Genomic DNA, 22904 nt, shown 5'->3' with positions numbered 1-22904 from the left:
GGATCGCCCTGTGCAACAAACGGCGCGACGCGCCTTGTTCCCTCGCTGTGCCTTGCGATGGCGAGCGGGGCGGCACCGCTACCGCTTCATGCATTGGCGTGCGTCATCGCGCTTAAACTCGCCGCAGTTCCAGAGCGCCTTTTCGAACCCTGCCTTGTCGTCGCGAAGATAGGAAAAGCTCATTGCCGCGCGCTGGGTCTCGCTCATCGCGTCATTGGCGGGCTTCAGCATCGGGTTCGTCCAACCCATGAACTTGCAATAGGGCTTTTCGCCGCATAGCCGCAGGGCGAGTGTGACGAAGCTTTCGGGTGGTGCGCGGCGGTCTAGCTGGACGTAGAGCGTATCGCGACCCGTCGCCTCGCCCGCACCCGGCACGAGGCGCACCTCCTTGGGAAGCGTATCGGCCTCGGCATCTGCGAGCGCGCTTGCAGGGGAGAGGGCGAATGCGTGGAGAGGGGAAATCGCGGCGAGCTTGGCAACCGGTGCGTCCTGCCCCGACACGGCACCCCGGAACGCGCCCGGGGTTCCCCAATAGCCTGGCCAGCGGAAAAAGAGGTGCGTGTCGACGATCGCGATCTTCTGGAGGCTGTCGCTCCAATAGGGCCGTACCCAGTCGGTGTGGTAATGGGTTGCGAGCCCGACGCGCGGGTCCGTGATCCCCGAGAGCATCATCTCTGCCAGCACCTGCGCGCGGCTCCACGCTGCGTCGGAATAGCGGCGGTTCAGCGCGCCATCGCAGGTGAAGGTGAATTGGCACCCGGTGGCACGCTCGGAGCCTTGGAACACCACGGCACAAATCGACTTGGGAAAGGCGGGGTGCCGCACTCGGTTGATGACGACCTGCCCGACGGCTTGCTGGCCTTTCGCATCATCGCCCGCTTCATAGAGCATCGCAGCGGCGAGGCAGTCCCGCGCGCGGCCACGGTTCTCGGCATCGCCGGGATAGGTAAAGGGGCGCGCAGCTGCGAAACCCTTGAGAACAAGAGGGATACGCGCGTTGGCCGCGCGCGCATCGACGGGGGCGATCGGTGCGAGTTCGGTCGGCAGAACTTCGGGCACCGCTTCGGCAGGCGGCGCTACCGGGCGCGGGAGTGCAGCAGCGTCCATTCGGCGACTGGGCGCGCTGGCATAAAGTACGGTGACGATGGCGGCCACCGAAAGCAGGACGAACAGCCACCCCGACCATTCGCGCCGCGTCGGCAACGTCTCCTGGCGCGCGCTGAGGCGCATGGTGCAAAATCAGATCTCGGGCAGGAAATCGGGCACCGACAAATAGCGTTCGCCAGTGTCGTAGTTGAATCCCAGAATGCGGCTACCTTGTGGCAGGTCGGGCACCTTCTGCGCGATAGCGGCAAGCGTCGCGCCCGACGAGATGCCGACAAGCAGGCCCTCTTCCGCCGCCGACCGGAGCGCCATCGCCTTGGCGTCGGCGGCGTCTATCGTGATCACCCCGTCGAGCAGATCGGTATGGAGGTTACGCGGAATGAATCCGGCGCCAATGCCCTGGATCGGGTGCGGACCAGGCTGGCCGCCCGAAATGACGGGGGAGGCAACGGGTTCGACAGCATAGACCTTCAGATGGGGCCAATGCTCCTTCAGGAATTTGGCGCAGCCTGTGATGTGCCCGCCCGTGCCGACGCCGGTAATCAACACGTCGATGGGCGTGTCCTTGAAATCGGCGAGGATTTCAGGTCCGGTCGTGCGGTAGTGGATGTCCACATTGGCGTCATTCTCGAACTGTTGCGGCATCCACGCGCCTGGCGTGGTCTCGACGAGCTCGATCGCGCGTTCGATCGCGCCCTTCATGCCCTTTTCGCGCGGCGTCAGGTCGAACGTTGCGCCATAGGCGAGCATCAACCGGCGGCGTTCGAGCGACATGCTCTCCGGCATGACCAGGATCAGCTTGTAACCCTTGACCGCGGCGGCCATCGCAAGGCCAATGCCGGTGTTCCCCGACGTCGGTTCGACGATGGTGCCGCCGGGCTTCAGGCTGCCGTCTTTTTCGGCCGCCTCGATCATGGCAAGGCCGATACGATCCTTGATCGAGCCTCCGGGATTGCTCCGTTCGGACTTGATCCAGACTTCTGCGTCCGGAAACAGCTTGGCCACGCGGATGTGCGGCGTATTGCCGATGGTTTCGAGGATCGAATGGACTTTCATCGTCGCTGTGCACCTTCTTGATATGCGAACCGTGGATCGCGCCGCGCGAAGCGATGCGGCCAGTCCCCCGAGCGGGTCCAGAGCGCCACGTCCGCGAGGGCGGGTGTTGGCGCGGGTTGTAACGATGCGAGCAGATACTGTCCATAAGGCCAGTCGCCGAGAGCCGAGTCCGCGTTGATGTGCCCGAACGGACCGGCGTTGACGAAGCGCGCGCCCCAGTTGCGCGCGAGGCGCCAGACATGCGCGGTCGAGGCATAAGGATCGTTCTCGCTTGCGATCGCGATGAATGTCTGGCGGGGTATCAGCATTGGCGACTGGGTAAAGCTTGCGAGCCGCCCCTGGCGGGGCAGGCGTGCAAGGTCGGGCGGGGCAACGAGCAGCGCGCCTGCCACCCTTGCGCGTGCAAAGCCGTTCGCGGCGGCAAACCAATGGGCGAAGGCATGGCATCCGAGGCTGTGCGCTGCGATGAGAACCGGCGATTCCTGAGCGTCTATCGCGTCGGCTATCGCGGCCACCCACTCATCCTGGTGAGGATCGTCCCAATGGCCAAGTTCGACTCGCTCGGTGGAAGCGAACTTTTGCTCCCAGAGGCTTTGCCAGTGGGCAGGGCCACTGTTGTGAAGCCCTGGAATAGTCAGGATCTTATAGCGAATACTGGACGCTTGCATGGCGGTCGCTCCATATCAGGATGAAGGGAAAGCCGCGGTGACGGGTGAGTCCGATATAATTCAACCAAACAAATAGACAATAGCCGCTTTGACGAACCGGGGCCGGGGTGCGGCGAGCGGTGAGGCTTCCGATTATCTGAACTGCGGCTCGAAGGTTTTGGCGCGTCGCAGCTCGGGGAAAAGCCACGACCAGAGCGCCGTGACACCCATCGCCGCAGCGCCGCCCACGGCGACCGCGCCGACCGGGCCCAGCAGCCCCGCCATCGCACCCGCGCGCATTTCGCCAAGCTCGTTCGAGGCCGAAATCGCGAGCCCGAAAGCGGCACTGACCCGCCCACGCATATGATCGGGTGTGTTGAGCTGAATCAGCGTGCCGCGCACAAAGACCGAGAACATGTCGGCCGCGCCCATGACCACAAGCAGGCCCAGCGAGAGGAAAAAGTGTGTCGAAAGTCCAAAGCCGAGCGTCACGGCCCCGAATACAGCGACCGCCCACAGCATTTTGACGCCGACATTGTGCTCGATCGGCCGGATCGCAAGACCAAGCGCGACCACCGCAGCGCCGACGGCGGGCGCCGCGCGCAAGAAGCCGAGCCCTTCTGACCCTGCATGAAGGATATCGCGCGCATAGACGGGCAGCATTGCCGTTGCGCCCGCGAGCAGCACGGCAAAGAGGTCGAGCGTGATCGTGCCGAGAAGAAAACGTTCACTCCATACGAACTGCAACCCGTCGACCATCTCGCGCAGCGGATGACGCCGCACTTCGGCGGGAGGCGGTTGAACGGGGCGAACGCGGCTGATTGTGAACGCGGAGAGTGCGAGGAGGATAGCGGCAAAGATATAGACCGACGCGGCATGGGCGGCATAGATGAGGCCTCCCGCGGCAGGACCGATTACCGATGCGGACTGCCATGCGATGCTGCTCATAGCAATCGCGCGCGGCAGGACCGCGGGCGGAACGATATTGGGCGCGATGGCGCTCATCGCGGGGCCGGAAAAGACGCGCGCCACGCCATGCAAGGCCGCGAGGCTGAACAAGAGCGGTAGCGTCAGCGCATCTTGCGCGGTGAACCACCAGAGCGTTGCGGCGATGCAAAGGTCGATAAGGTTCGAGAAAATCGCAACGCTCCGCCGCTCGAAGCGATCTGCCGCCCAGCCCGCAACCGGCGTCAGCACCGCAAGCGGAATGAACTGGAAGAGGCCGAGAAGGCCAAGCTGAAACGAGGCCTCCTTGATCGACATGCCATAGTCGGTGCGTGCGGTGTCGTAGAGCTGGTAGCCGATGACAACGACCATCGCGATCGTCGCCATCACGGCAGTGAAGCGCGCGAACCAGAAATATCTAAAGTCGGCGAATTGAAGCGGGGAGGAGGGCTTGCCGGGGACGGGGGCCGGCAAGGTGTTATCGACCGACGGGGGAGGGGGTATCGTCGCCATGTGCCGCTCGCCCTAACGCGCTTTTTTGCACCGCACCAGATGGCACAGCCGTTGTTCGTCGATTATCGGATGCGCGCGGGGACTTTGGGTGGCAAAACCACAAGAACGGACAGAGGGAGATCTTGGTATGACACGCAAATTGACCCGCTTCGGCGGGGCTGCGCTCGCGGGTGCACTCCTCATTCTCGGCGGCTGCAACGCGAGTGACAACAAATCCGCCACCGCTCCCGCGACATCGACGGCCACGACATGGAGCACGTTTCGCGATGCCTTCCTCGCCGGCTATTTCCCGCTCAACCCGACATTTGCGGTCTATCAGGGCAAGCATGAATATGACGGCCAACTACCCGATTGGTCGCCTGAGGGGATCGAAAGGCAGGCGGCATTCCTCGAAAAGGCGATCAAGGACGCCAGGGCTTTCAGCGGCGACATGTCCGATGCGGAAAAATTCGAGCGTGACTATCTCGTCCGTGTCGCCGAGGGGCAGCTTTTCTTTCTGCGCGATACCGATTTTGCACAAAAGAACCCGGCATTCTACGTCGGCGCTCTCGATCCCAATGTCTATATTGCGCGCGCCTATGCAGACCCTGCAACGCGGATGAAGGCGTTCATTGCGTATGCCGAGAATATCCCGGCGGCTGCGGCACAGATCAAGGCGAACCTCAAGTTGCCGCTTCCGGCGACCTTTGTGAAATTCGGTACGGCGGGGTTCGGCGGCTTTGCCGAATATTATACCGGCGATGCCAAGGCTGCTTTCGCCGCCGTGAAGGACACCGCGCTCCAGAAGCAGTTCGACGAGGCGGCTGCCAAGGCCTCAGCGGCGATGAAGGATCTCGCCGCCTATGTCGGATCGCAGCCGGGAACTGCGGACGGCTATGCGCTCGGTGCCGACAAATTTGCGAAGCTCATCCTCACAAACGAGGCGGTAGACACGCCGCTTGATGAGCTTGAACAGATCGGCAAGGCCGATCTCAAGCGCAATCAGGATGCCCTCAAGGCCGCGTGTGCGGCCTATGCCGCTGGGGCGACGATTGCAGACTGCATGAAGCGGATGAACGCGGACAAGCCCGCTGACGGCCCCGTCGCCGAGGCGCGCCGACAACTGCCGCAGCTCCGCGCGTTCCTCCTTGAAAAGGACTTGGTTTCGATCCCCGGTACCGAACAGGCCCAAGTCGAGGAATCGCCGCCCTACAACCGCCAAAATAGCGCTTACATTGATATCCCTGGCCCTTATGAGAAGGGTCTGCCATCGGTCTACTATATCTCGCCCCCGGACCCCGCGTGGGACAAGGCAACGCAGGATGCTTTCGTACCCGGCAGAAAGGATCTGCTCTTTACCTCGGTTCACGAGGTGTGGCCGGGTCATTTTTTGAACTTTCTTCACTCGAACCGCGCCAAGAGCATCTTTGGCAAGCTTTTCGTGGGCTATGCCTTCGCCGAGGGCTGGGCGCACTACACCGAGGAAATGATGTGGGAGGCGGGCCTTGGGAATGGCGATCCCGAGACGCACATCGGCCAGCTGTCAAATGCGCTGCTGCGCGATTGCCGTTTCCTGTCGGCGATCGGGCTCCACACTCAGGGCATGACGGTCGCGGACAGCGAGAAGATGTTCAAGGAGCAATGTTTCCAGGACGAAGGCAACGCGCGTCAGCAGGCCGCCCGCGGCACCTACGATCCGCTTTATCTCAACTATACGCTCGGCAAGCTCATGATCCGCAAACTGCGTGACGATTGGACGAAGGGGGACCGATCGAGGTGGAAGGCCTTCCACGACGAATTCTTGTCCTATGGTGGTCCGCCGATCCCGATGGTGCGCGCAGCGATGATGAAGGAAAATGCGCCGAGGGCGATATTCTGACCCGCGGCGCTCCTGCCGCGCCATTACACCGGCGCGCGCAGCCGCGCGACGAAGAAGCCGTCGAGGCCGCCGGCATCTGCGAGCATGGAGGGAAGGGTGCGAACAAATCCGTGCCTGTCGGGGACGACGCCTTGCGGCAATTCGTCGTGCTGCGCTGCTACGATCGCCCAGGCCGGATGATCGGCGAGGAAGGCAGCGATCTGATTCTCACCCTCGGCCTGCTCGAGCGAGCAGGTTGCGTAGACCAGCAGGCCGCCGGGCTTCAACCAGCGCGCAGCGCGCTCCATCAGCTCCCCCTGCAGCTTCGCCATCCCCGCAATCTGCGCCGGTTCAATCCGGTGCAGCACATCAGGGTGACGGCGAAAGATGCCCGTCGCCGAGCAGGGCGCGTCGAGCAGTATCGCGTCAGCGGGAGCATCGGGCTCCCAGGCGCGAATGTCCCCTTGAGTGACGTCAGCGCAAAGCCCGGTGCGGTTGAGGTTGGCTTTCAGCCGTTCGAGGCGCTTGGCGCTTGAATCGACGGCGGCGACGTTCCAGCCCGCGGCGGAAAGCTGCATCGTCTTGCCCCCCGGTGCGGCACAGAGGTCGAAAGCGCGCCGGCCGTGCCCGGCTCCAAGCAGCCGTGCGGGTATGGATGCAGCAAGGTCCTGCACCCACCAGCCGCCCTCCAGAAAACCCGGCACATCTTCGATCGCACGGCCGCGGGGCAAGCGGCGATGTCGCGGTGCAAGCGCGGGAAATTCGCTCCATTCGGTCCCGTCCGGTTCGGCTGCAAAGCTGAGATCCATCGGGGGCGGGCTGCTCCATGCTGCCGAGGCGGCTGTCGCCGTCGCGTCGCCCCACTGAGCGCTCCAGCGGGCCGCGACCGCAGGCGGCAGGCTGGCGATCGCAGGCAGGTTCCACGCCTCCTGCTGCGCGCGCGACAGGAGCGCGTGGACGAGGCGGCGCGGCCCGCCGTCAACGAGCGGCAGCGCGGTGGCGACGACCGCGTGCGGCGGGGATTTGAGCACGAGCAATTGCGCAAGGGCGATGCGAAGGACCGCACGCGACTTGACGTCGTCGGGAAGTGGTTGGGGCGTTGCGCGGTCGATCAATGCGTCGATATCGACCATCCAGCGCAGCGCCTCGGACACGATTGCGATTGCAAATGCCCGGTCCGCGGGCGCGAGCCCTTGCGTCGCAGCATGGGCGGCGAGGTCGAGCGGGTCGCCGCGGCGCAACACGGCGTCGATCAGGCGCAGCGCCGCACGGCGCGGCGCGGTCCCTGCCGGCTCGCCGGCGAGAGGGCGGCGGCGAGCGGGTCGACGCTCAGCCATTGAGGCCACGATGAGGGAGGTTGGCGGAAGCCTGCAAAATCATTATCTGGACCTCAACTTTCACTCTATCCAGGACGGTCGGATGACCCAAGAAAGCAAGTCGAGCATCGGCGGCACGCCGCGCGCCATGAAGCGCCCTGCCCATGTCAAGGCGCCCGCTGGCTGGACAAACGAACCGATTCCGGCGCCGAAGGCGATCACCCCTGAACCCGACGAGGCCCAGCCGGGCGGACGCAATCCGGTGCGCTATGGCGATTGGGAACTCAAGGGGCTCGCGATCGACTTTTGACGCGCCGCGCAGCGCGGTCAAAAGGGATTCATCCGCGCCGGGACCCCCGAGCGGTCGACAAACTGATGTTTGAGCGCCGCTGCTATGTGGATCAGGACCAGCGCCAGCATTGTCAGCCCCAGCAGCTCGTGTCGCTCGTGCATCACATCGGCGAGCGCCTTGTCTGGCGCCGCGATCGAGGGAAGTGTGAACAGCCCGAAGAAGTCGATCGGGCGATCCGCGGCCGACATCCACACCCAACCCGAAAGCGGCAGCAGAAGCAGCAGCGCATAGAACAGAAAGTGCACGATCCTGCTGAGCAAGATTTGCCATGCCGCAATGCCTGCGGGAAGTGGCGGCGGCTTGTGCAGGAGCCGCCAGACGATCCGTATCAGCGTGAGTGCGAGGATTGCGATGCCGAGCGGCCTGTGAACGCTCATCGCGGCGCGGTGCATGTCGCGCGGCATTCCCTCGGTCAGCATCGCGAGGCCGATGTTCGCGATAACCGCGAAGCCGATCAGCCAGTGAAGCCAGATGGCCACCTTCGTATAGCGCGATTCCGTGGTCGATCCGACGAAGGCGCTTGCGGTGGTGGCCATGGCTCAATTCCTCATGCGGTGGGGGCTTCCGTCACCAATTGCATCTTGCCGCTTTTCACCTGTTCGGCAAACACTTCGCGCATCAGCTGCAGCGAGAAAAGGTGCGCGAAAATGAGGCCGAGCATTCCGTTCTGCATCATCTTGCGCAGCACGTCGCCGCGCAGTTCGCGCAGCTTGGCTTCGTCCACCATCTGGAAACCGCGATAGATATAGGGCTGGCTGCTTCCCTCAGGGGTAATGCTGACCTCGCCGTCCATCAACAGGTCGGCCTTCTTCAGTTCCTCGACAAACATCCCCGTGCGCTGGCCTGCTTCTTCGAAATTCTTGCAGAATTCCAGGATCGCGTTGGTCGCCTCGGTCGGCTTGCCATCTTCGAACAGCTTGTCCCCTTCGTCGAACTTGCCGATCGCGCCTGCGGTCGGGTCGAAGCAGAGCGACAGTTCGTCCGAATCCGGGCGAAGACGCGCGAGAAGGAACGGATAGCGGCGGATATAGGCCGGGACATAAACCGGGTTGATCAGTTTTCCTTCTGCATCAACGAAGGTGTTCATGCCCTCGTTCATCCCCATCAGGGCGAGCGGGACGGGATTGTCACCCGCGGAGAAGACGATCGGGAAAAAACGGCACGCCGAGGAAAATTCGTCGGTGGTCAGCGGCACGGCATGCTGGTCGACCAGAAAATCGGCGCTGTCCATCGAGCGAGCACGAAAATCGGCATGATCGACGCTCGAAAGCGGAGCGAGATCCTTGTAGAAAAGCGGCAGATTGGCGTTGGCGGGCGCAGTGGCCATGATGAAGCTCCGAAACGGGGGCCCGAGGGGGCCAAAAAAAGACAATGGCGCGCCTTATTGGTCCACGCGCCGCGACGCAAGGGCCGATGCCGGGTGCGCGCCTCTTCAGGCGATCAGCTTGCCCGGATTGAACAGCCGGTTGGGATCGAGTCCCGCCTTGACGCCGCGCAGCGCTGCGAGCCGTGCGGGGCTGTCGAGTTCGGCGAGCAGGTCGCGTTTCATCTGACCGATGCCATGCTCCGCGGAGATCGAACCGCCAAGTTCAAGGACATGGCGGTAGACGAGGCGGCTGAGCCCCTCGCCGTGCAGGGCAAGCCAGTGCATGCCGTCCACATCAGGTGGCGGCTGGACATGGTGATGCACATTGCCATCGCCCAGATGCCCGAATGACAGTGCGCGCGCGCCGGGGTAGGCGGCGGCGAGCCGCGCGGGGTTTTCGGCAATAAAGCGCGGCATTGCATCGACCGGAACGCTGACGTCGTGCTGGAGCGCTGGGCCTTCGGCGCGTTCGGCCTCGGAAATCGAGTCGCGCAGTCGCCAGAATGCCTCACTTTCGGCCTCGTTCTTGGCGATCACGACATCGGTGATCAGTCCGGCCTCAAGGGCCGCGCCGAGCTGCGCCTGAAGCGCCGCATCGAGACCGTGATCATCATCGCCTGCCAGCTCGACCAGCGCGTACCACGCGTGGGGGGCATCGAGAGGCGCGCGCGTTTGCGGAACGTGGCGCAGAACTGCGGTGAGGCAAGCGTGCGGAATGATCTCGAACCCTTCAAGCTGGCGGCCGAGCGCGACGTCAAGGCGGCGCAGGAGCCTGAGCGCGGCTTCGGGGGATTCAAGGCCGATCCACGCGGTTGCCCGCGCTGTGGCCGCAGGGACCAGCCGCAGGCAAGCGGCGGTAATGACGCCCAGCGTCCCCTCCGCGCCGCAGAGAAGATGTTTAAGATCGTAGCCGCGATTGTCCTTCTTGAGCGGTGCAAGGCCGTCGAAAATGCTGCCGTCGGGCATTACAGCTTCGATCCCTGCAACGAGCGCACGCATCGTGCCGTGCCGCAGAACCTGCGTGCCGCCGGCGTTGGTCGACACGAGACCGCCAATCGTCGCAGACCCCTTGCCGCCCAGCGTCAAAGGGAAGCGCAGCCCGTGTTCGAGCGCAGCATGGTGGAAGACCTCGAGGATGACGCCGGCCTCCACCACCGCAAGCCGCGCCGCCACGTCGATCAAGCGGATTTGGTTCAGGCGGCGAAGGCTGAGCAGGAGCTGATTGCCGCTGGCATCGGGCGTGGCGCCTCCGACCATGCCGCTGTTGCCTCCCTGCGGCACGAGCGCGGCGCGTTCCGCAGCGCACAGCTGCACCACCGCTGCCACCTCTTCGGCCGTCGCCGGGGAGAGCATCGCTGCTGCTCGCCCGTGATATTTCCCGCGCCAGTCGGTCAGCCACGGCGTCATGGCATCCGGATCGTCGCTATACCCCTTGGTCCCGAGCAGGGTTTTCAGCTGGCCAAGGAGGCGAGGGGAAGGGGGCTGCGTCATGGTCATTCGATCCGGTTGGTCGCGCCCGGCTTGACAGCGGGGCCTGAAAGCAATTCATTTGTGGTTCAATCGCAGGCGTTAAAGGGGGCGATGGACGAATAGGACCTTTTCGTCCAGCCGGCATTGGGAGCCTAGGGTGAGTAGCTTTATCGGGATCGGCGCAAAAAGCGCGGTATTGCGCGCGTGTTGACGGCAGCTGCCCTGTTGCTCGCGGCGCATCGCGCGGATGCGGAAATTCTCGTGCCGCAGCCCGCGCCGCTCGTCGCTGTCGCACCACAGCTTGAACCGCCCGCGGCGTCTTATTGGCAGGTGATCATCGAGGAGCAGATCATCATTCGCGTTCCGGCAAAGCGCACGCCGCTGACAAATTTCTCGGCTCCCCCAGCGCCGCGAGCACGGCTGCGGGACGACCCGCCCGTCGTGTGGAAAGAGAAAAAGGCCCCGAAATGCGTCGCCATGCGGGACATTAGAGGCATGCAGGCGGTGCAGCGCGACAGCATCGACCTGATTACCCGTCAGAACCAGCGTCTGCGGGCTCAACTCAACCGCGGCTGTCAAGCGCTCGACTTCTATGCCGGTTTCTATATGAAGGGAAACAAGGACGGACGACTCTGCGAGGACCGGGACGAGATTCATGCTCGCAGTGGCGCGCGGTGCGAAGTCGACAAGTTTCGCTTGCTGGTGGCAGTGCCTCGGGGCGACGACTGAGGCGGTAATTCAACGCCTTCCTTGACTTTTCGTTGCGATTTGCCCAAGGGCCGCGGCAGCAATGGCGGACGTGGGCGCTGTGCTGACCCGTTTTTTCCGGACATGATGACCCTATGAAATTTGCCGACCTCGGCCTTTCCGATGAACTTCTGCGCGCCGTTACCGAAGCGGGCTATGACGAACCAACACCGATCCAGGCGGGCGCGATCCCGTCGGTGCTGATGATGCGCGACATGATCGGCATCGCCCAGACGGGAACGGGCAAGACCGCCTCGTTCGTGCTGCCGATGATCGACATCCTTGCCCATGGCCGCGCCCGGGCGCGCATGCCGCGATCGCTGATCCTCGAGCCGACGCGGGAACTTGCAGCGCAAGTTGCAGAGAATTTCGAGAAATACGGTAAATACCACAAGCTCTCGATGGCGCTCCTTATAGGCGGCGTGCAGATGGGCGACCAGGTGAAGGCGCTCGAAAAGGGCGTCGACGTCCTCATCGCGACGCCCGGCCGCCTCATGGACCTGTTCGAGCGCGGCAAGATTTTGCTGACCGGCTGCGACCTGCTCGTCATCGATGAAGCCGACCGGATGCTCGACATGGGATTCATCCCCGACATCGAGAATATCTGCACCAAGCTGCCGGCGAATCGGCAAACGTTGCTCTTCTCCGCAACCATGCCACCGCCGATCAAGAAGCTGGCGGACAAGTTCCTGTCGAACCCGAAGACAATTGAGGTCGCGCGCCCGGCGAGCCGAAACGAGAATATCGAGCAATTTCTCGTCAAGACCAGCGAGCGCGGCAAGCGCGAGACGCTACGCAATCTTCTCGATGCCGAGGACGTGAGTACCGCGATCATCTTCTGCAATCGCAAGACGACGGTGCGCGAACTTGCCAAATCGCTCCAGCGCTCCCGCTATGCCGCAGGCGAGATCCACGGCGACATGGACCAGTCGAGCCGCATCGCTGAACTCGACCGCTTCAAACGCGGGGATATCAACATCCTGGTTGCCTCCGATGTCGCGGCGCGCGGGCTCGACGTAAAGGGCGTTACTCATGTCTTCAATTTCGACGCGCCCTGGCACCCGGATGACTATGTTCACCGGATAGGCCGCACCGGCCGCGCGGGCGCAAAGGGGCGTGCCTTCACTCTCATTACGTCATCCGATGATGAAGCGATCGACAATATCCAGAAGCTGACCGGCTATACGATCCCGGTGCACGACGCGGGCAAGGGTGAAACCGCCCCAGCGAAGGACGAAGAGCGAGAACCTCGCGAAGCTCGCGAAACTCGCCGGGAGAAACCGGAACGCAGCGGTCGCAGCAAGGCGAAGCGCGCCGAGGCGGCGGAGAAGCCGGCTCCCAATCCCAAGAAGGCTGACGAGCGCAAATCCGCTCCGGCGACGCGTCGTTCGCAGGACGATGACGGTCCCGATGATGGCTGGAACGGTCCGCTGCCCGATTTCTTGTCGGTGGGCTTCGGCAACTGAGGCGGCAGGTCCGGTCAGAGCCGGACCAGCATTTTTCCGATATTGGCACCTGCGAAGAGGCCGAGGAAGGCTTTGGGCGCCGCCTCGAGACCGTGGTGCACGGTCTCGCGCATCGTTACCGCCCCGCTTGCGATTAATCCGCCCATGTCGGCGTAGAATTCTTCCATGCAGTCGAAGAACTGGTCCGTGTAGATAAAGCCTTCCATGCGAATACGCGCCGGGATGGTACGAATGAGATGGTGCATCTTTTGCGGATGGCCGTCATTATAGACGTCAATCATGCCGCAGATGGCGAAGCGTGCGAAATCGTTGGCGCTCGCGAAAGCTGCGTCAAGATGCTCGCCGCCGACATTGTCGAAATAGACGTCAATGCCAGGTTTACCGAGCGTGTCCAACGCCGCTGCAAGCCCATCGAGGACAGGCCCGGCCTTGTAGTCGATGACAGCGTCAGCGCCCAATTCACTGATCCAAGCGCATTTTTCTGCACCACCAGCAGATCCGATCACGACCATCTCGCGCGCCTTTGCGATCTGGACCACCGCCGATCCCACTGCGCCCGCGGCGGCGGAAACGAAGACGGTGTCGCCAGCTTTGGCGGCCGCGATGCGCAGCAGACCAATCCAGGCGGTACCGCCTGTGAGGCCCATATTGTGAAGAAAGGTCTGGGGAGGCATTCCTGCAGCAAGCGCATCGGCAGGAAGCTTGAAAGGTGCCATGTCGAGCCCGATCACACCGCCGTCGCGCCAGCCCCCCATGTGCAAGATGAGGTCGCCAGGAGCGAACCCATCCATGTGGCTCTCGATCACCTCGCCGATCGCGCCGCCGGTCATCGGCCGGTCAAGTTGAAAGCTCGCGGTGTAGCTTTTCGCATCGTTCATCCGCCCACGCATGTAGGGATCGACCGACAGCCAATGATTGCGAACGCGAAGCTGGTCCCTCTCGAGCGGTGCTTCGGGAAGCTCGCGCAACGCGAAATCATCCATCGTCGGCAGCCCTTGCGGACGCTTGAGCAGATGCCAGGCCTTCGCCATATGTCTCACCCCCACTTTTTGTCCGGCGGACGGCTCATTGGTCAGAAAAGCCGTTGCCACTGTCAAGCTTGCTCGTTAAGAGGCCGCCGGTCGCGGGGCCGTAGCTCAGATGGGAGAGCGCTGCAATCGCACTGCAGAGGTCAGGGGTTCGATTCCCCTCGGCTCCACCACGACCCTTCTCCTTTGTTGCTGAAGCGTGCCGACCGGGGACAGAAAGGGGCCATCCCCGGCCATGCGTCATGCCGCGGGCCGCTGGGGCAGCGCCTTGCTCCGGGCCGCGAACCAGCCGCGAGCCCGCTTCATCGGCTCCGTTCGTCACAGCAACTGGACAAGCGCGAAAAGCATTTGGTAGTCAGGTTGTTCAGGCGGGCTTTACGAAACCATCAAGGACACGTTTGGTGCCCGCCTGCTCGAATTCGACCTCGAGCTTGTTGCCATCAATGTCGGTGATCGCGCCGTAACCAAATTTTTCATGGAACACGCGCATGCCGATCGCGAGATCGGCTCGCGGCCTGGCGCCCACAGAGGCAGCGGGCGCCCTTTCGCTCGGGGCGGGAGCGCGGGTGATCGTCGACGCGCCGGCCACCGCGCGTTGCCAGGCCGGGCCGCGCGTCATCGTTCGCGCAGGATTTCGCTCGGCGACATGTGCAAAGGGATCGCCCTGCGCCGCCCAGTTGGCGCGCCACAGGCTCTGACCGCCGCCGAAACTGTTCTCGCTCTCGACGAACTCGGGCGGGATTTCCGCGATGAATCGGCTCGGAATGCTGCTCATCCACTGGCCGTAGATACGACGGTTCGCGGCGTGATAGATGCTGGCGCGCTGCCGCGCGCGGGTAATCGCGACATAGGCGAGGCGCCGCTCCTCTTCGAGGCTTGCGGTGCCCCCTTCGTCCATCGCCCGCTGCGAGGGAAAAACGCCATCCTCCCAGCCAGCGAGGAAGACATGGTCGAATTCGAGGCCTTTCGCCGCGTGGATCGTCATGATCGTGACGGTCTCGCTCTGTTCGTCATTGTCGCGGTCCATGACGAGGCTGACATGCTCGAGGAAGGCTTCAAGCGAGTCATATTCCTCCATCGCACGGACGAGTTCTGAGAGGTTTTCAAGGCGCCCTGCCGCCTCGGCGCTCCGATCGGCCTGAAGCATCGCAGTATAGCCCGATTCGTCAAGGATCAGCTGGGTGAGCTCGGGGTGCGACAGGTCATTCGCCTTGGTCTGCCAGCTGCGCATCAGGGCGATGAAATTGGCAAGCTGGCGGCGTGCCTGCGCCGTCAGCTCGTCGGTCTCGGTGATCCGCGCCGCGGCATGGAACAAGGGCGTGCGCTCATGCCGAGCAAACTGGTGAATCCGTGACACGGCCTTGTCCCCAAGCCCGCGCTTGGGGACGTTGATGATGCGTTCGAATGCGAGATCATCGGCCGGCGACTGGACAAGGCGCAGGTAAGCGAGCGCATCGCGGATCTCGGCGCGTTCGTAAAAGCGAAACCCGCCGACAATGCGGTAAGGCATGCCGATCGCGATAAAGCGATCCTCGAACTCGCGCGTCTGAAACTGGGCGCGGACAAGGATCGCGGTTCGCTCTAGGCTGATCCCGCGGCGCTGAAGACTTTCAAGCTCCTCACCAATTCGCCGTGCTTCCTCCGGGCCGTCCCACACACCCACGATCTTGACCTTGTCGCCTTCGTCGAGCTCGGTCCACAGCGTCTTGCCTAATCGGCCGCTGTTCATTGCGATCAGCGCGGAGGCAGCGGCAAGTATCTGCGGAGTCGAACGGTAATTTTGCTCCAGGCGGATCACTGTCGCGCCGGGGAAATCCTGTTCGAAGCGCAAAATGTTCGCAACCTCAGCGCCGCGCCACGAATAGATCGACTGGTCATCGTCGCCGACACAGCAGATGTTCTTGCGCGCCTGCGCGAGCAGCCTGAGCCACAGATACTGGCTGGCGTTTGTGTCCTGATATTCGTCGACGAGAATATATTTGAAGCGCTGCTGATACTGCTCGAGCACATCGCGGTGGGTCTTCAGGATCACGAGCATATGGAGCAGCAAGTCGCCAAAGTCACAGGCGTTCAAGGTCTTGAGTCGCGCCTGATAGAGCGCATAGAAATGCTGCCCTTTTCCGTCGGCGTAGGCTTCCTTGTCCGCCACATCGAGGTCGGGCGGGGTCAGGCCGCGATTCTTCCACTTGTCGATCAGCCCCGCAAGCTGGCGCGCCGGCCACCGTTTTTCGTCGAGGCCCTCGGCCTGGATCAGCTGCTTGAGAACCCGAAGCTGGTCGTCGGTGTCAAGGATCGTAAAATTGCTCTGCAGTCCCACAAGCTCGGCGTGGCGGCGTAACATTTTCGCCGCGATGCTGTGGAAGGTACCGAGCCACGGCATGCCCTCCACCGCATCGCCGATCATCCGCCCGATACGCTCGCGCATCTCGCGCGCCGCCTTGTTGGTGAACGTCACCGCAAGAATCTCTGACGGCCATGCGCGCCGGGTCGCAATGATGTGAGCAAGGCGCGCGGTCAGTGCGGCGGTCTTGCCGGTCCCGGCCCCCGCCAGCATGAGCACGGGTCCCTCGGTCGTCAGCACGGCCTGGCGCTGCGGGCCGTTCAATCCCTGCAGATAGGGCGGGTCCGAAGGGTCGGGGGGCGGTATGTCCGAGGTGGGGGCGGGGAGATTGCTCACGCGCGAACGATTAGGGAACAGCGGCGTCCCTGTCCAGCGCGGCGCGACGGCGCGGGGACCCTGGTCTGTAGCACGCATGCACAAGTGGTTACCCCGAACGTGAAGATGGTCGAGATGGCTATGAGCGCCTCCGGATCGGCTGCGTGTCTTTCGCCTTGCGCCAGGCGGGGCAATCCGTCCAAAGCGGCACCGACAGCAGCAGGAGAGGGCGGTCGCCCATGGATCTGGCACCCTATCGCGCGCACAGGCGCATCCTGACGGCGAGCCTCGTGGGCACCGCGGTCGAGTTTTATGATTTTTACATTTATGGCACCGCCGCGGCGCTGGTTTTCGGGCCGCTCTTCTTCCCGTCCGAATCGGAGTCGGCACAATTGATGCTGAGCTTCATGAGCTTCGGACTCGCCTTCTTCGCGCGGCCCGTGGGCGCGGTCGTCTTCGGGCATTTCGGCGACCGAATCGGTCGCAAGTCGACGCTCGTTGCCTCGCTGATGCTGATGGGCACCTCGACGCTGCTGATCGCCTTTTTGCCGACCTATGCGATGGCGGGATGGATTGCGCCGCTGCTATTGTGCACTTTGCGCTTCGGCCAGGGGTTCGGGCTCGGAGGCGAATGGGGCGGCGCAGCGCTTCTCGCGGTCGAGAACGCACCGCCTGGCTGGCGCGCACGGTTCGGCATGGCGCCCCAGCTGGGCGCACCGGTTGGCTTTCTCGCCGCTAATGGTCTGTTCCTGCTGCTCGGCCTATGGCTGAGTGATGCCGAGTTTGCGGCATGGGGTTGGCGCATCCCCTTCCTCGTTTCGGCCGTGCTGGTCGGGTTGGGATTGTGGGTGCGGCTGAAGATCCACGAAACACCCGCATTTGCCGAGGCTTTAAAACGCGAACCGCCGGTTGGAGTCCCGCTTGGCGCAGTGCTGCGCGAGCATGGTGTTGCGCTGCTTGCAGGAACCTTCGCGGTTGTCGCCTGCTTTGCGATTTTCTATCTCGCGACGAGCTTCGCGCTGGCGCACGGAACGACCGCGCTCGGCTACCCGAAAGAGCTGTTCCTGCTGATCCAGCTCGGCGCAATACTGTTCATGGCGGCAGGGATCATTTTTGCCGGCTATTGGAGCGACGCGGCGAGTGCGCAGCGCGTGCTAAGTTGGGGCTGCGCAGCCACGGTGGGAATAGGTTTCCTGTTCGGGCCATGGCTCGCCTCGGGGTCGTGGATTGTCGTCGGGCTGGGCCTCTCGGCGTCACTGTTCGTGATGGGGCTTGTTTACGGCCCGCTTGGCGTGTGGCTCCCTGCGCTCTTCCCGGTGCGGGTGCGCTATACCGGCGCGTCGGTCGCGTTCAACGTCGGCGGCATATTGGGCGGCGCCGGCGCGCCGATCGCAGCGCAATGGCTGAGCGAGCGTGGCGGGACGAGCTTTGTCGGTCTCTATCTGGGCGTCGCCGGGTTGCTGAGCCTGCTCGGGCTGTTGCTGGTCAGGTCGCGCGCCGCAACAGCGTGAGACGCGCCTTGCCGACCTTGCGTTCGGTATCGACTTCAAATCCGGCGACCTCGACGACCTCCTTGTCGGCGGTTTCAACCGAGACCCAGCTTTCAGGACCGACCCAGCCAAGGCGGGTGAGCTTGTCGAGCGCGACGCTTCCTGCGCCCGTCCCATAGGGCGCGTCGAAGAGCAGCAAGTCCAAGGCGCGCGGCGCAGGTCCGAGGCCGAGGACAGAACCGGCGCGAACCTCGGCGCGTTCCGCGGCGCCGAGGTTCGCGAGATTCTTGCGCAAGGCATCGAGCGCATCCCGGTCTTGCTCGCTGAACAGACAGCGATCCGCGCCGCGCGATAGCGCCTCGATCCCGAGCGCTCCCGACCCTGAGAAAAGGTCGGCCACATATAACCCCTCGAAGCTGCCGAGGCGGCTTGCGAGCATCGAGAACAGCGTCTCGCGTGTGCGATCCGCGGTGGGCCGCGTCGCGCCATTCTTGGGCGCGAGCAGCTTTCGCCCGCGCCATTCGCCCGCAATCACTCTCATTTGTCGAGACGCCGCCGGAATTGGAACAGTTCATCGCGGGGGACGATCTCAACCGCTCCGACCGCAAGGTCCCCCACGGTGAACTGCCCGTAGCGCGTGCGGATCAGGCGGCTGACCTGGAGCCCGAGATGTTCAAGAACGCGGCGCACTTCCCGGTTCTTGCCTTCGGTCAGCGTGAGCTCGATCCACTGGTTGCGTCCGGTGCGGCGTTCCAGATTGGCGTCGATCTTGCCGTAGCGGATGCCGTCGATCGTGATGCCTTCGACGAGATCTTCCAGCTGCGTCTGGCTGATGTCGCCAAAGGCGCGCGCGCGATAGGTACGCTCGACGCCGCTGGCGGGCAGTTCGAGCTGGCGCTTGAACGCGCCGTCATTGGTGAGGAGCAACAGTCCCTCGGTGTTATAGTCGAGGCGTCCAACGGGCATCAGACGCGGCAGCCCTTTGGGCAGAATGTCATAAATCGTCTTGCGACCCTTAGGGTCGCGCGCGGCCGTGAGGCAACCTGAGGGCTTGTGGAAGCGGTAAAGGCGGGTCGAGACGGGCTTCGCAACCGGATTGCCGTCGACCGTGAGCCCCTCGAGCGAGGGGAGGAGCGGTGCGGGCTGCGACACCGTTTCGCCGTTCAGCGCAACCCGTCCTTCCTCGATCATTCGCTCGACATCGCGGCGCGATCCGACACCGGCACGCGCGAGCAACTTCGAAATCCGCTGCGGCTCGTCTTCGCGCTCGGGATCGGCCGCGTGGGGCTTGCGCGGCGACGCGGCGCGGGCCGCGCGGCGCCCCTTTGGTGCATCGCGGTCGGGCGACGATCGGGGCGCGGATCGAGGTGGGCGACGGTTCGTCATCGGAACGGATGGGCTTTCTTGTCGTTTTTCGGGAAGAAAAAGTGTTGCGTTGTGATCACGCTCATAACCGGAAAAGTGCCGCTTCGTCGATGGGAAGCAGAAGCGATATTGCACGAGGGAAAGGAGCGAGTCATGGCGCGATGGAACGGAGATCTTATGCTCTTTGCGACTCGCCTGTCGTGCATCAAGCGGCTGCTGGTCATCGAGGATGATCCGCTGGTCGCCTTCGACTATGAGCATAGTCTCAAGCACAATGGCTACACGATCGTCGCCACGGTCGATACGGGCGAAGCGGCCGTCGCGGTGATGGCCACCGAGGCGGTCGACGCGATTGTGCTCGACCTCGGCCTGGCAGGGCATATGACCGGACGCGAGGTCGCGCGGCTCGCGCGTGATCGCGGTGTCGCGGTGCTTCTCGTGACCGGGCAATGCCCGAAAGACGCCGCTGACATTGCGCTCGCCTGTCTCAACAAGCCCCATTCTCCGGCGGCTCTGATTGGCGCGCTGCGGGCGATCGAGACGATGATCTGCCAGAAAAAGCTGCCGCGCAAGGTCAGCGGACTGCAAACATACTGGCGGCCCGAGGCCGCCTGAGTTTCAGTCCGCCGATTTGCGGCTTCCAATTTGTTCACGAGACATTAGGCCGTTTTTCCGTGCAAAGGAGGTTGGCTCGACCGAGCGGCCGAGGGAGGGACGATGCAGCTTGGTTTCGATAGCGCGATCCTGGTCGCGGTGATTGCCGTGATCATCGGCCTTGCCTACATCATTCCGGCGTTTGCTCCCTATAGACGGCCGATGCCCATCGTCGCCTTTCTACTGGGCATATCGAGCGGCTTTCCTCTGACTCTTTTGCTGGCGACGATGACCTTCTGGCTGTCGAAGGTTGGTATCGAGAAGTCCACGATCGGTTTTGCGATTGGCCTCACCACCCCTTACACGCTGAAATTCCTGTGGGCACCACTGGTCGACCGCCTGCCGATACCAGTGCTGACCCGTCTGCTGGGTCAGCGGCGAAGCTGGCTATTCGTGATCCAGGCGCTGCTCGTGATCGCGATCTGGCAATTGGGCGCGAGCAACCCTTCCAACGATCATCTCGCACCCTTCGCGATATGGGCGATCGTCGTCGCCTTCCTGTCCGCAACGCAGGATATTGTTATCGATGCCTACCGCATCGAGATATTGAGTGATGCTGAACTGCCGCACGGCACCGCGATGAACCAGTTCGGCTATCGCACCGGCAACCTGATCGCCGGGGTTGGCACGATCGCCCTCGCATCGCCCGAAGGGTTCGGGCTGGGTTGGGCGGCGGCCTATGCCTTCACGGGGCTAGCCGTGCTGCCTGCTGCCGTCGCAGCGCTTCTGGCAGGCCCAGGGCGTTTCCATCCATCGCAGGCGCGCGGCGCAGACCAGGGGTTTGCCGCGTGGCTCAACGAAACCGTGGTCAGCCCCTTTCGGGAATTCCTGGGACGACACGGCGCGGTGCTGATCCTGCTGTTTGTCCTGATCTACAAGGTCGGTGACGCAATGGGGCAGGGGATGCTCAACCCGATGATCGTCGAGCTTGGTTTTACCGACACGGAATTCGTCGCCATCAACAAGGGCGTCGGTTTCGTTGCCTTGATCATCGGGTCGGCGTGCGGCGCGCCCTTCATCGCCTGGCTCGGCATGGGACGGGCCCTGCTGATTTCAGGGCTGCTGATGATGTTCAGCAATCTGCTGTTTGCCGTGCTTGCATCCGCGGGTCATTCGCCGCTCATGCTGGCGATCGCGGTGGGGACGGAGAATTTTACCAGCGGGATCGGCCTCACTGTCTTCGTGACCTATCTCTCCGGCCTCTCGAGTCTGGCCTATACGGCGACGCAATTCGCCTTGCTCTCCTCCTTCGCGGCGGTCGGGCGCACATGGCTCGCGGCGCCCGGAGGCTATGTCGCAGAGACGCTGGGCTGGGTCGGCTTCTGGCTGTTCACCGTCGTGATCGCCGCTCCGGGAATGATCTTGCTCTGGTTGCTATGGAAGCGCGGATTCGTCGTGCAGACGGTGCGGCAGCCGAGCACCGAAGATGACGGGCACGAGGTGGCTGCGGACGGCGACGAACCTATTCTGGAAACTCCCCGTTGAGTTCAAGCACCGCGCCCGCGAGATAAAGCGAGCCGGCGATCAGGACGATTTCACGCGCAGGATCGACGGTCAGGCTGGCAAGCGCTGCCGCGACATTTGGCGCTTGTCGCGCGCCGGGGCCGAAGGCGGCGCGATCATGGTGGTCGTGGCCGGGGACAGGGACGACGGTCACCGAAGCAAGGCTGGGGGTGAGCGGCGCAAGGATCGCCTCGGGATGCTTGTTTGCGAGCATGCCGGTGACAAGATGGATACGGCGAGGCTCGGTCTCGAAATGACGCGCAAGCTGTATGCCGGCATCGGCATTGTGGGCGCCATCGAGCCATAGTTCGGTTGCTGACGGAAGCTGTGCGGTAAGCGGCCCAGTTCCAAGCCGCTGCAGCCGGGCGGGCCAGAAGGCGTTCGCAACGCCTCGCGCGATCGCCTCAGCGTCTGGTCTATCGCCCGGCGCGAGGTGCAGCATCGCAATGGCCAGGCCCGCGTTGCGCATCTGGTGCGCGCCGGCCATGCCGGGTCGCAGCAGGCCCGGCAATATGTGGTCAATGGACTTCCAGCGAAACCCATCGCCAACAGCCTCGATCGACCAAGCATCGTTCTCGACAAAGGGCGTAACGCCAGCGGCTTTTGCGCGAGCGGCGATGATGCGGGCAAGGGGCCGCGGATAGGCAAGGGTAGCAAGCGCGGCGCCCGGTTTGACGATACCGGCCTTCTCCCACGCGATTCGCGTCGCAGGCTCGGACGGCGCCTCCTCTTCAGGGGCGAGCAGAAAAGCTTCGTGATCGATGCCCAGCGAGGCGATTGCGCACACCGCCGGCGCAGGGATGATGTTGGTCGCATCGAGGCGGCCGCCGAGTCCGACCTCGATAATGCAATCGTCAGCGGGCGTGCGCGCAAAAGCCAGAAAGGCGGCTGCTGTCGTCACCTCGAAAAAGCTCGCCTGCAAATCCTCGGCCTTGTCGAGCACCTCGGCGAGGATCATCGCGAGGAGCGCGTCGTCGATCAGGCTGCCGGCGAGGCGAATACGCTCATTGAAGCGGACGAGGTGCGGACTCGTATAAGAGTGAACGCGGCGTCCCTGAGCCTCCAGGATTGCCCGCAAATAGGCGCAGGTCGAACCCTTGCCGTTGGTCCCTGCGACATGAAAGGTGCGGGGCAGCCGCTCCTGGGGATTGCCCAGACGCTCGCAAAGCTCGGCAATCCTTTCGAGCCCCAGAATGTCGCGCCCAGGCGACAATGCCGCGAGGCGATCGAGTTGGGTCTGGACGGCCGGGTCCGAGCTTTGGGCGTGGTCGGGCATTTCGGTTCACGCCTTTACTGCGTCTTTGTGGGCGAAGCGAAGCAGAGTTCGGCCTGGGGCCCGTCGGGCGACCGTCGGCCGCTGCTTCATGGCCGCGGCGCCCCGCAACGACA

General features: G+C 63.5%; 20 protein-coding genes and 1 tRNA gene. 8 read left to right on the top strand and 13 right to left on the bottom strand.

Features of this window, described 5'->3' with window-relative positions:
- Positions 1-78: 78 nt before the first annotated feature.
- The 4 genes from LH20_RS12235 to LH20_RS12220 all read right to left on the bottom strand — a co-directional run bounded on the left by LH20_RS12235 (position 79) and on the right by LH20_RS12220 (position 4265).
- Positions 79-1230: a cell wall hydrolase gene (locus tag LH20_RS12235; protein ID WP_053554433.1), complete on the bottom strand. Its 1152-nt coding sequence runs from the start codon at positions 1228-1230 to the stop codon at positions 79-81.
- A 9-nt stretch (positions 1231-1239) separates the two neighbouring features.
- Positions 1240-2160 (bottom strand): cysteine synthase A, encoded by a 921-nt coding sequence (gene cysK / locus LH20_RS12230; protein ID WP_053554432.1) that lies wholly within the window; start codon positions 2158-2160, stop codon positions 1240-1242.
- Entirely contained in the window at positions 2157-2828 is a 672-nt protein-coding gene (locus LH20_RS12225; RefSeq protein ID WP_083455392.1) for an RBBP9/YdeN family alpha/beta hydrolase, read from the bottom strand. The genes cysK and LH20_RS12225 overlap by 4 nt, the downstream gene beginning before the upstream one ends.
- Before the next feature lie 132 nt (positions 2829-2960).
- Positions 2961-4265 (bottom strand): MFS transporter, encoded by a 1305-nt coding sequence (locus tag LH20_RS12220; RefSeq protein ID WP_053554431.1) that lies wholly within the window; start codon positions 4263-4265, stop codon positions 2961-2963.
- 127 nt (positions 4266-4392) lie between these two features.
- Between LH20_RS12220 and LH20_RS12215 the strand changes: the two genes are divergently transcribed.
- Entirely contained in the window at positions 4393-6123 is a 1731-nt protein-coding gene (locus LH20_RS12215) for a DUF885 domain-containing protein (protein WP_053554430.1), read from the top strand.
- A gap of 23 nt (positions 6124-6146) precedes the next feature.
- On the opposite strand, the gene LH20_RS12210 is transcribed toward LH20_RS12215, so the two are convergent.
- A complete protein-coding gene (locus LH20_RS12210) occupies positions 6147-7439 on the bottom strand; it encodes an RsmB/NOP family class I SAM-dependent RNA methyltransferase (protein ID WP_053554429.1) in 1293 nt (430 codons plus the stop codon).
- Positions 7440-7521: 82 nt separating this feature from the next.
- Here LH20_RS12210 and LH20_RS22960 point away from each other — a divergent pair, with 82 nt between their 5' ends.
- Positions 7522-7728 (top strand): DUF1674 domain-containing protein, encoded by a 207-nt coding sequence (locus LH20_RS22960; RefSeq protein WP_200905495.1) that lies wholly within the window; start codon positions 7522-7524, stop codon positions 7726-7728.
- Between the two features lie 17 nt (positions 7729-7745).
- On the opposite strand, the gene LH20_RS12200 is transcribed toward LH20_RS22960, so the two are convergent.
- From LH20_RS12200 to LH20_RS12190, 3 genes are all read right to left on the bottom strand, one after another.
- Complete coding sequence (locus tag LH20_RS12200; RefSeq protein WP_053554427.1) at positions 7746-8306, bottom strand: cytochrome b; 561 nt, start codon at positions 8304-8306, stop codon at positions 7746-7748.
- 11 nt (positions 8307-8317) lie between these two features.
- Positions 8318-9097: a SapC family protein gene (locus tag LH20_RS12195; RefSeq protein WP_053554426.1), complete on the bottom strand. Its 780-nt coding sequence runs from the start codon at positions 9095-9097 to the stop codon at positions 8318-8320.
- Between the two features lie 105 nt (positions 9098-9202).
- Positions 9203-10627 (bottom strand): FAD-binding oxidoreductase, encoded by a 1425-nt coding sequence (locus LH20_RS12190; RefSeq protein WP_200905369.1) that lies wholly within the window; start codon positions 10625-10627, stop codon positions 9203-9205.
- Positions 10628-10831: 204 nt separating this feature from the next.
- Between LH20_RS12190 and LH20_RS12185 the strand changes: the two genes are divergently transcribed.
- Positions 10832-11335, top strand: coding sequence for a hypothetical protein (locus LH20_RS12185; RefSeq protein ID WP_235526965.1), 504 nt, complete (start codon positions 10832-10834; stop codon positions 11333-11335).
- A 113-nt stretch (positions 11336-11448) separates the two neighbouring features.
- Positions 11449-12819 carry a DEAD/DEAH box helicase gene (locus tag LH20_RS12180; RefSeq protein ID WP_053554423.1) on the top strand — a complete coding sequence of 457 codons (1371 nt, stop codon included), beginning with the start codon at positions 11449-11451 and terminating at the stop codon, positions 12817-12819.
- Positions 12820-12833: 14 nt separating this feature from the next.
- Here LH20_RS12180 and LH20_RS12175 read toward each other — a convergent pair whose 3' ends face one another.
- Positions 12834-13850 (bottom strand): NADP-dependent oxidoreductase, encoded by a 1017-nt coding sequence (locus LH20_RS12175; RefSeq protein ID WP_083455391.1) that lies wholly within the window; start codon positions 13848-13850, stop codon positions 12834-12836.
- 94 nt (positions 13851-13944) lie between these two features.
- Here LH20_RS12175 and LH20_RS12170 point away from each other — a divergent pair.
- Positions 13945-14020 (top strand) — tRNA-Ala (locus LH20_RS12170).
- Positions 14021-14211: 191 nt separating this feature from the next.
- Here LH20_RS12170 and LH20_RS12165 read toward each other — a convergent pair.
- Complete coding sequence (locus LH20_RS12165; RefSeq protein WP_053554422.1) at positions 14212-16524, bottom strand: ATP-dependent helicase; 2313 nt, start codon at positions 16522-16524, stop codon at positions 14212-14214.
- Between the two features lie 218 nt (positions 16525-16742).
- On the opposite strand from LH20_RS12165, the gene LH20_RS12160 reads away from it, so the two are divergent.
- Positions 16743-18014, top strand: coding sequence for an MFS transporter (locus tag LH20_RS12160; RefSeq protein ID WP_053554421.1), 1272 nt, complete (start codon positions 16743-16745; stop codon positions 18012-18014).
- On the opposite strand, the gene rsmD is transcribed toward LH20_RS12160, so the two are convergent.
- Together rsmD and LH20_RS12150 are read right to left on the bottom strand one after the other, a co-directional pair.
- Entirely contained in the window at positions 17989-18534 is a 546-nt protein-coding gene (rsmD, locus tag LH20_RS12155; protein ID WP_053554420.1) for a 16S rRNA (guanine(966)-N(2))-methyltransferase RsmD, read from the bottom strand. The two genes, LH20_RS12160 and rsmD, sit on opposite strands and share 26 nt — an antisense overlap.
- Positions 18531-19379 carry a pseudouridine synthase gene (locus tag LH20_RS12150; protein ID WP_053554419.1) on the bottom strand — a complete coding sequence of 283 codons (849 nt, stop codon included), beginning with the start codon at positions 19377-19379 and terminating at the stop codon, positions 18531-18533. The genes rsmD and LH20_RS12150 overlap by 4 nt, the downstream gene beginning before the upstream one ends.
- Positions 19380-19511: 132 nt before the next feature.
- On the opposite strand from LH20_RS12150, the gene LH20_RS12145 reads away from it, so the two are divergent.
- Positions 19512-19973, top strand: a complete 462-nt coding sequence (locus LH20_RS12145; RefSeq protein WP_235526964.1) for a response regulator transcription factor — start codon at positions 19512-19514, stop codon at positions 19971-19973.
- A gap of 102 nt (positions 19974-20075) precedes the next feature.
- On the top strand, positions 20076-21497 hold the full coding sequence (locus tag LH20_RS12140) for an AmpG family muropeptide MFS transporter (protein WP_053554418.1): 1422 nt from the start codon (positions 20076-20078) through the stop codon (positions 21495-21497).
- On the opposite strand, the gene LH20_RS12135 is transcribed toward LH20_RS12140, so the two are convergent.
- Positions 21475-22791 (bottom strand): bifunctional folylpolyglutamate synthase/dihydrofolate synthase, encoded by a 1317-nt coding sequence (locus LH20_RS12135; RefSeq protein ID WP_053554417.1) that lies wholly within the window; start codon positions 22789-22791, stop codon positions 21475-21477. The two genes, LH20_RS12140 and LH20_RS12135, sit on opposite strands and share 23 nt — an antisense overlap.
- Positions 22792-22904: the final 113 nt, after the last annotated feature.

This window comes from Sphingopyxis sp. 113P3 (genome assembly GCF_001278035.1).
Taxonomy (GTDB): domain Bacteria; phylum Pseudomonadota; class Alphaproteobacteria; order Sphingomonadales; family Sphingomonadaceae; genus Sphingopyxis.
Note: the sequence above shows the minus strand (reverse complement) of the source record. Positions and strands in the feature narration are given on the sequence as shown.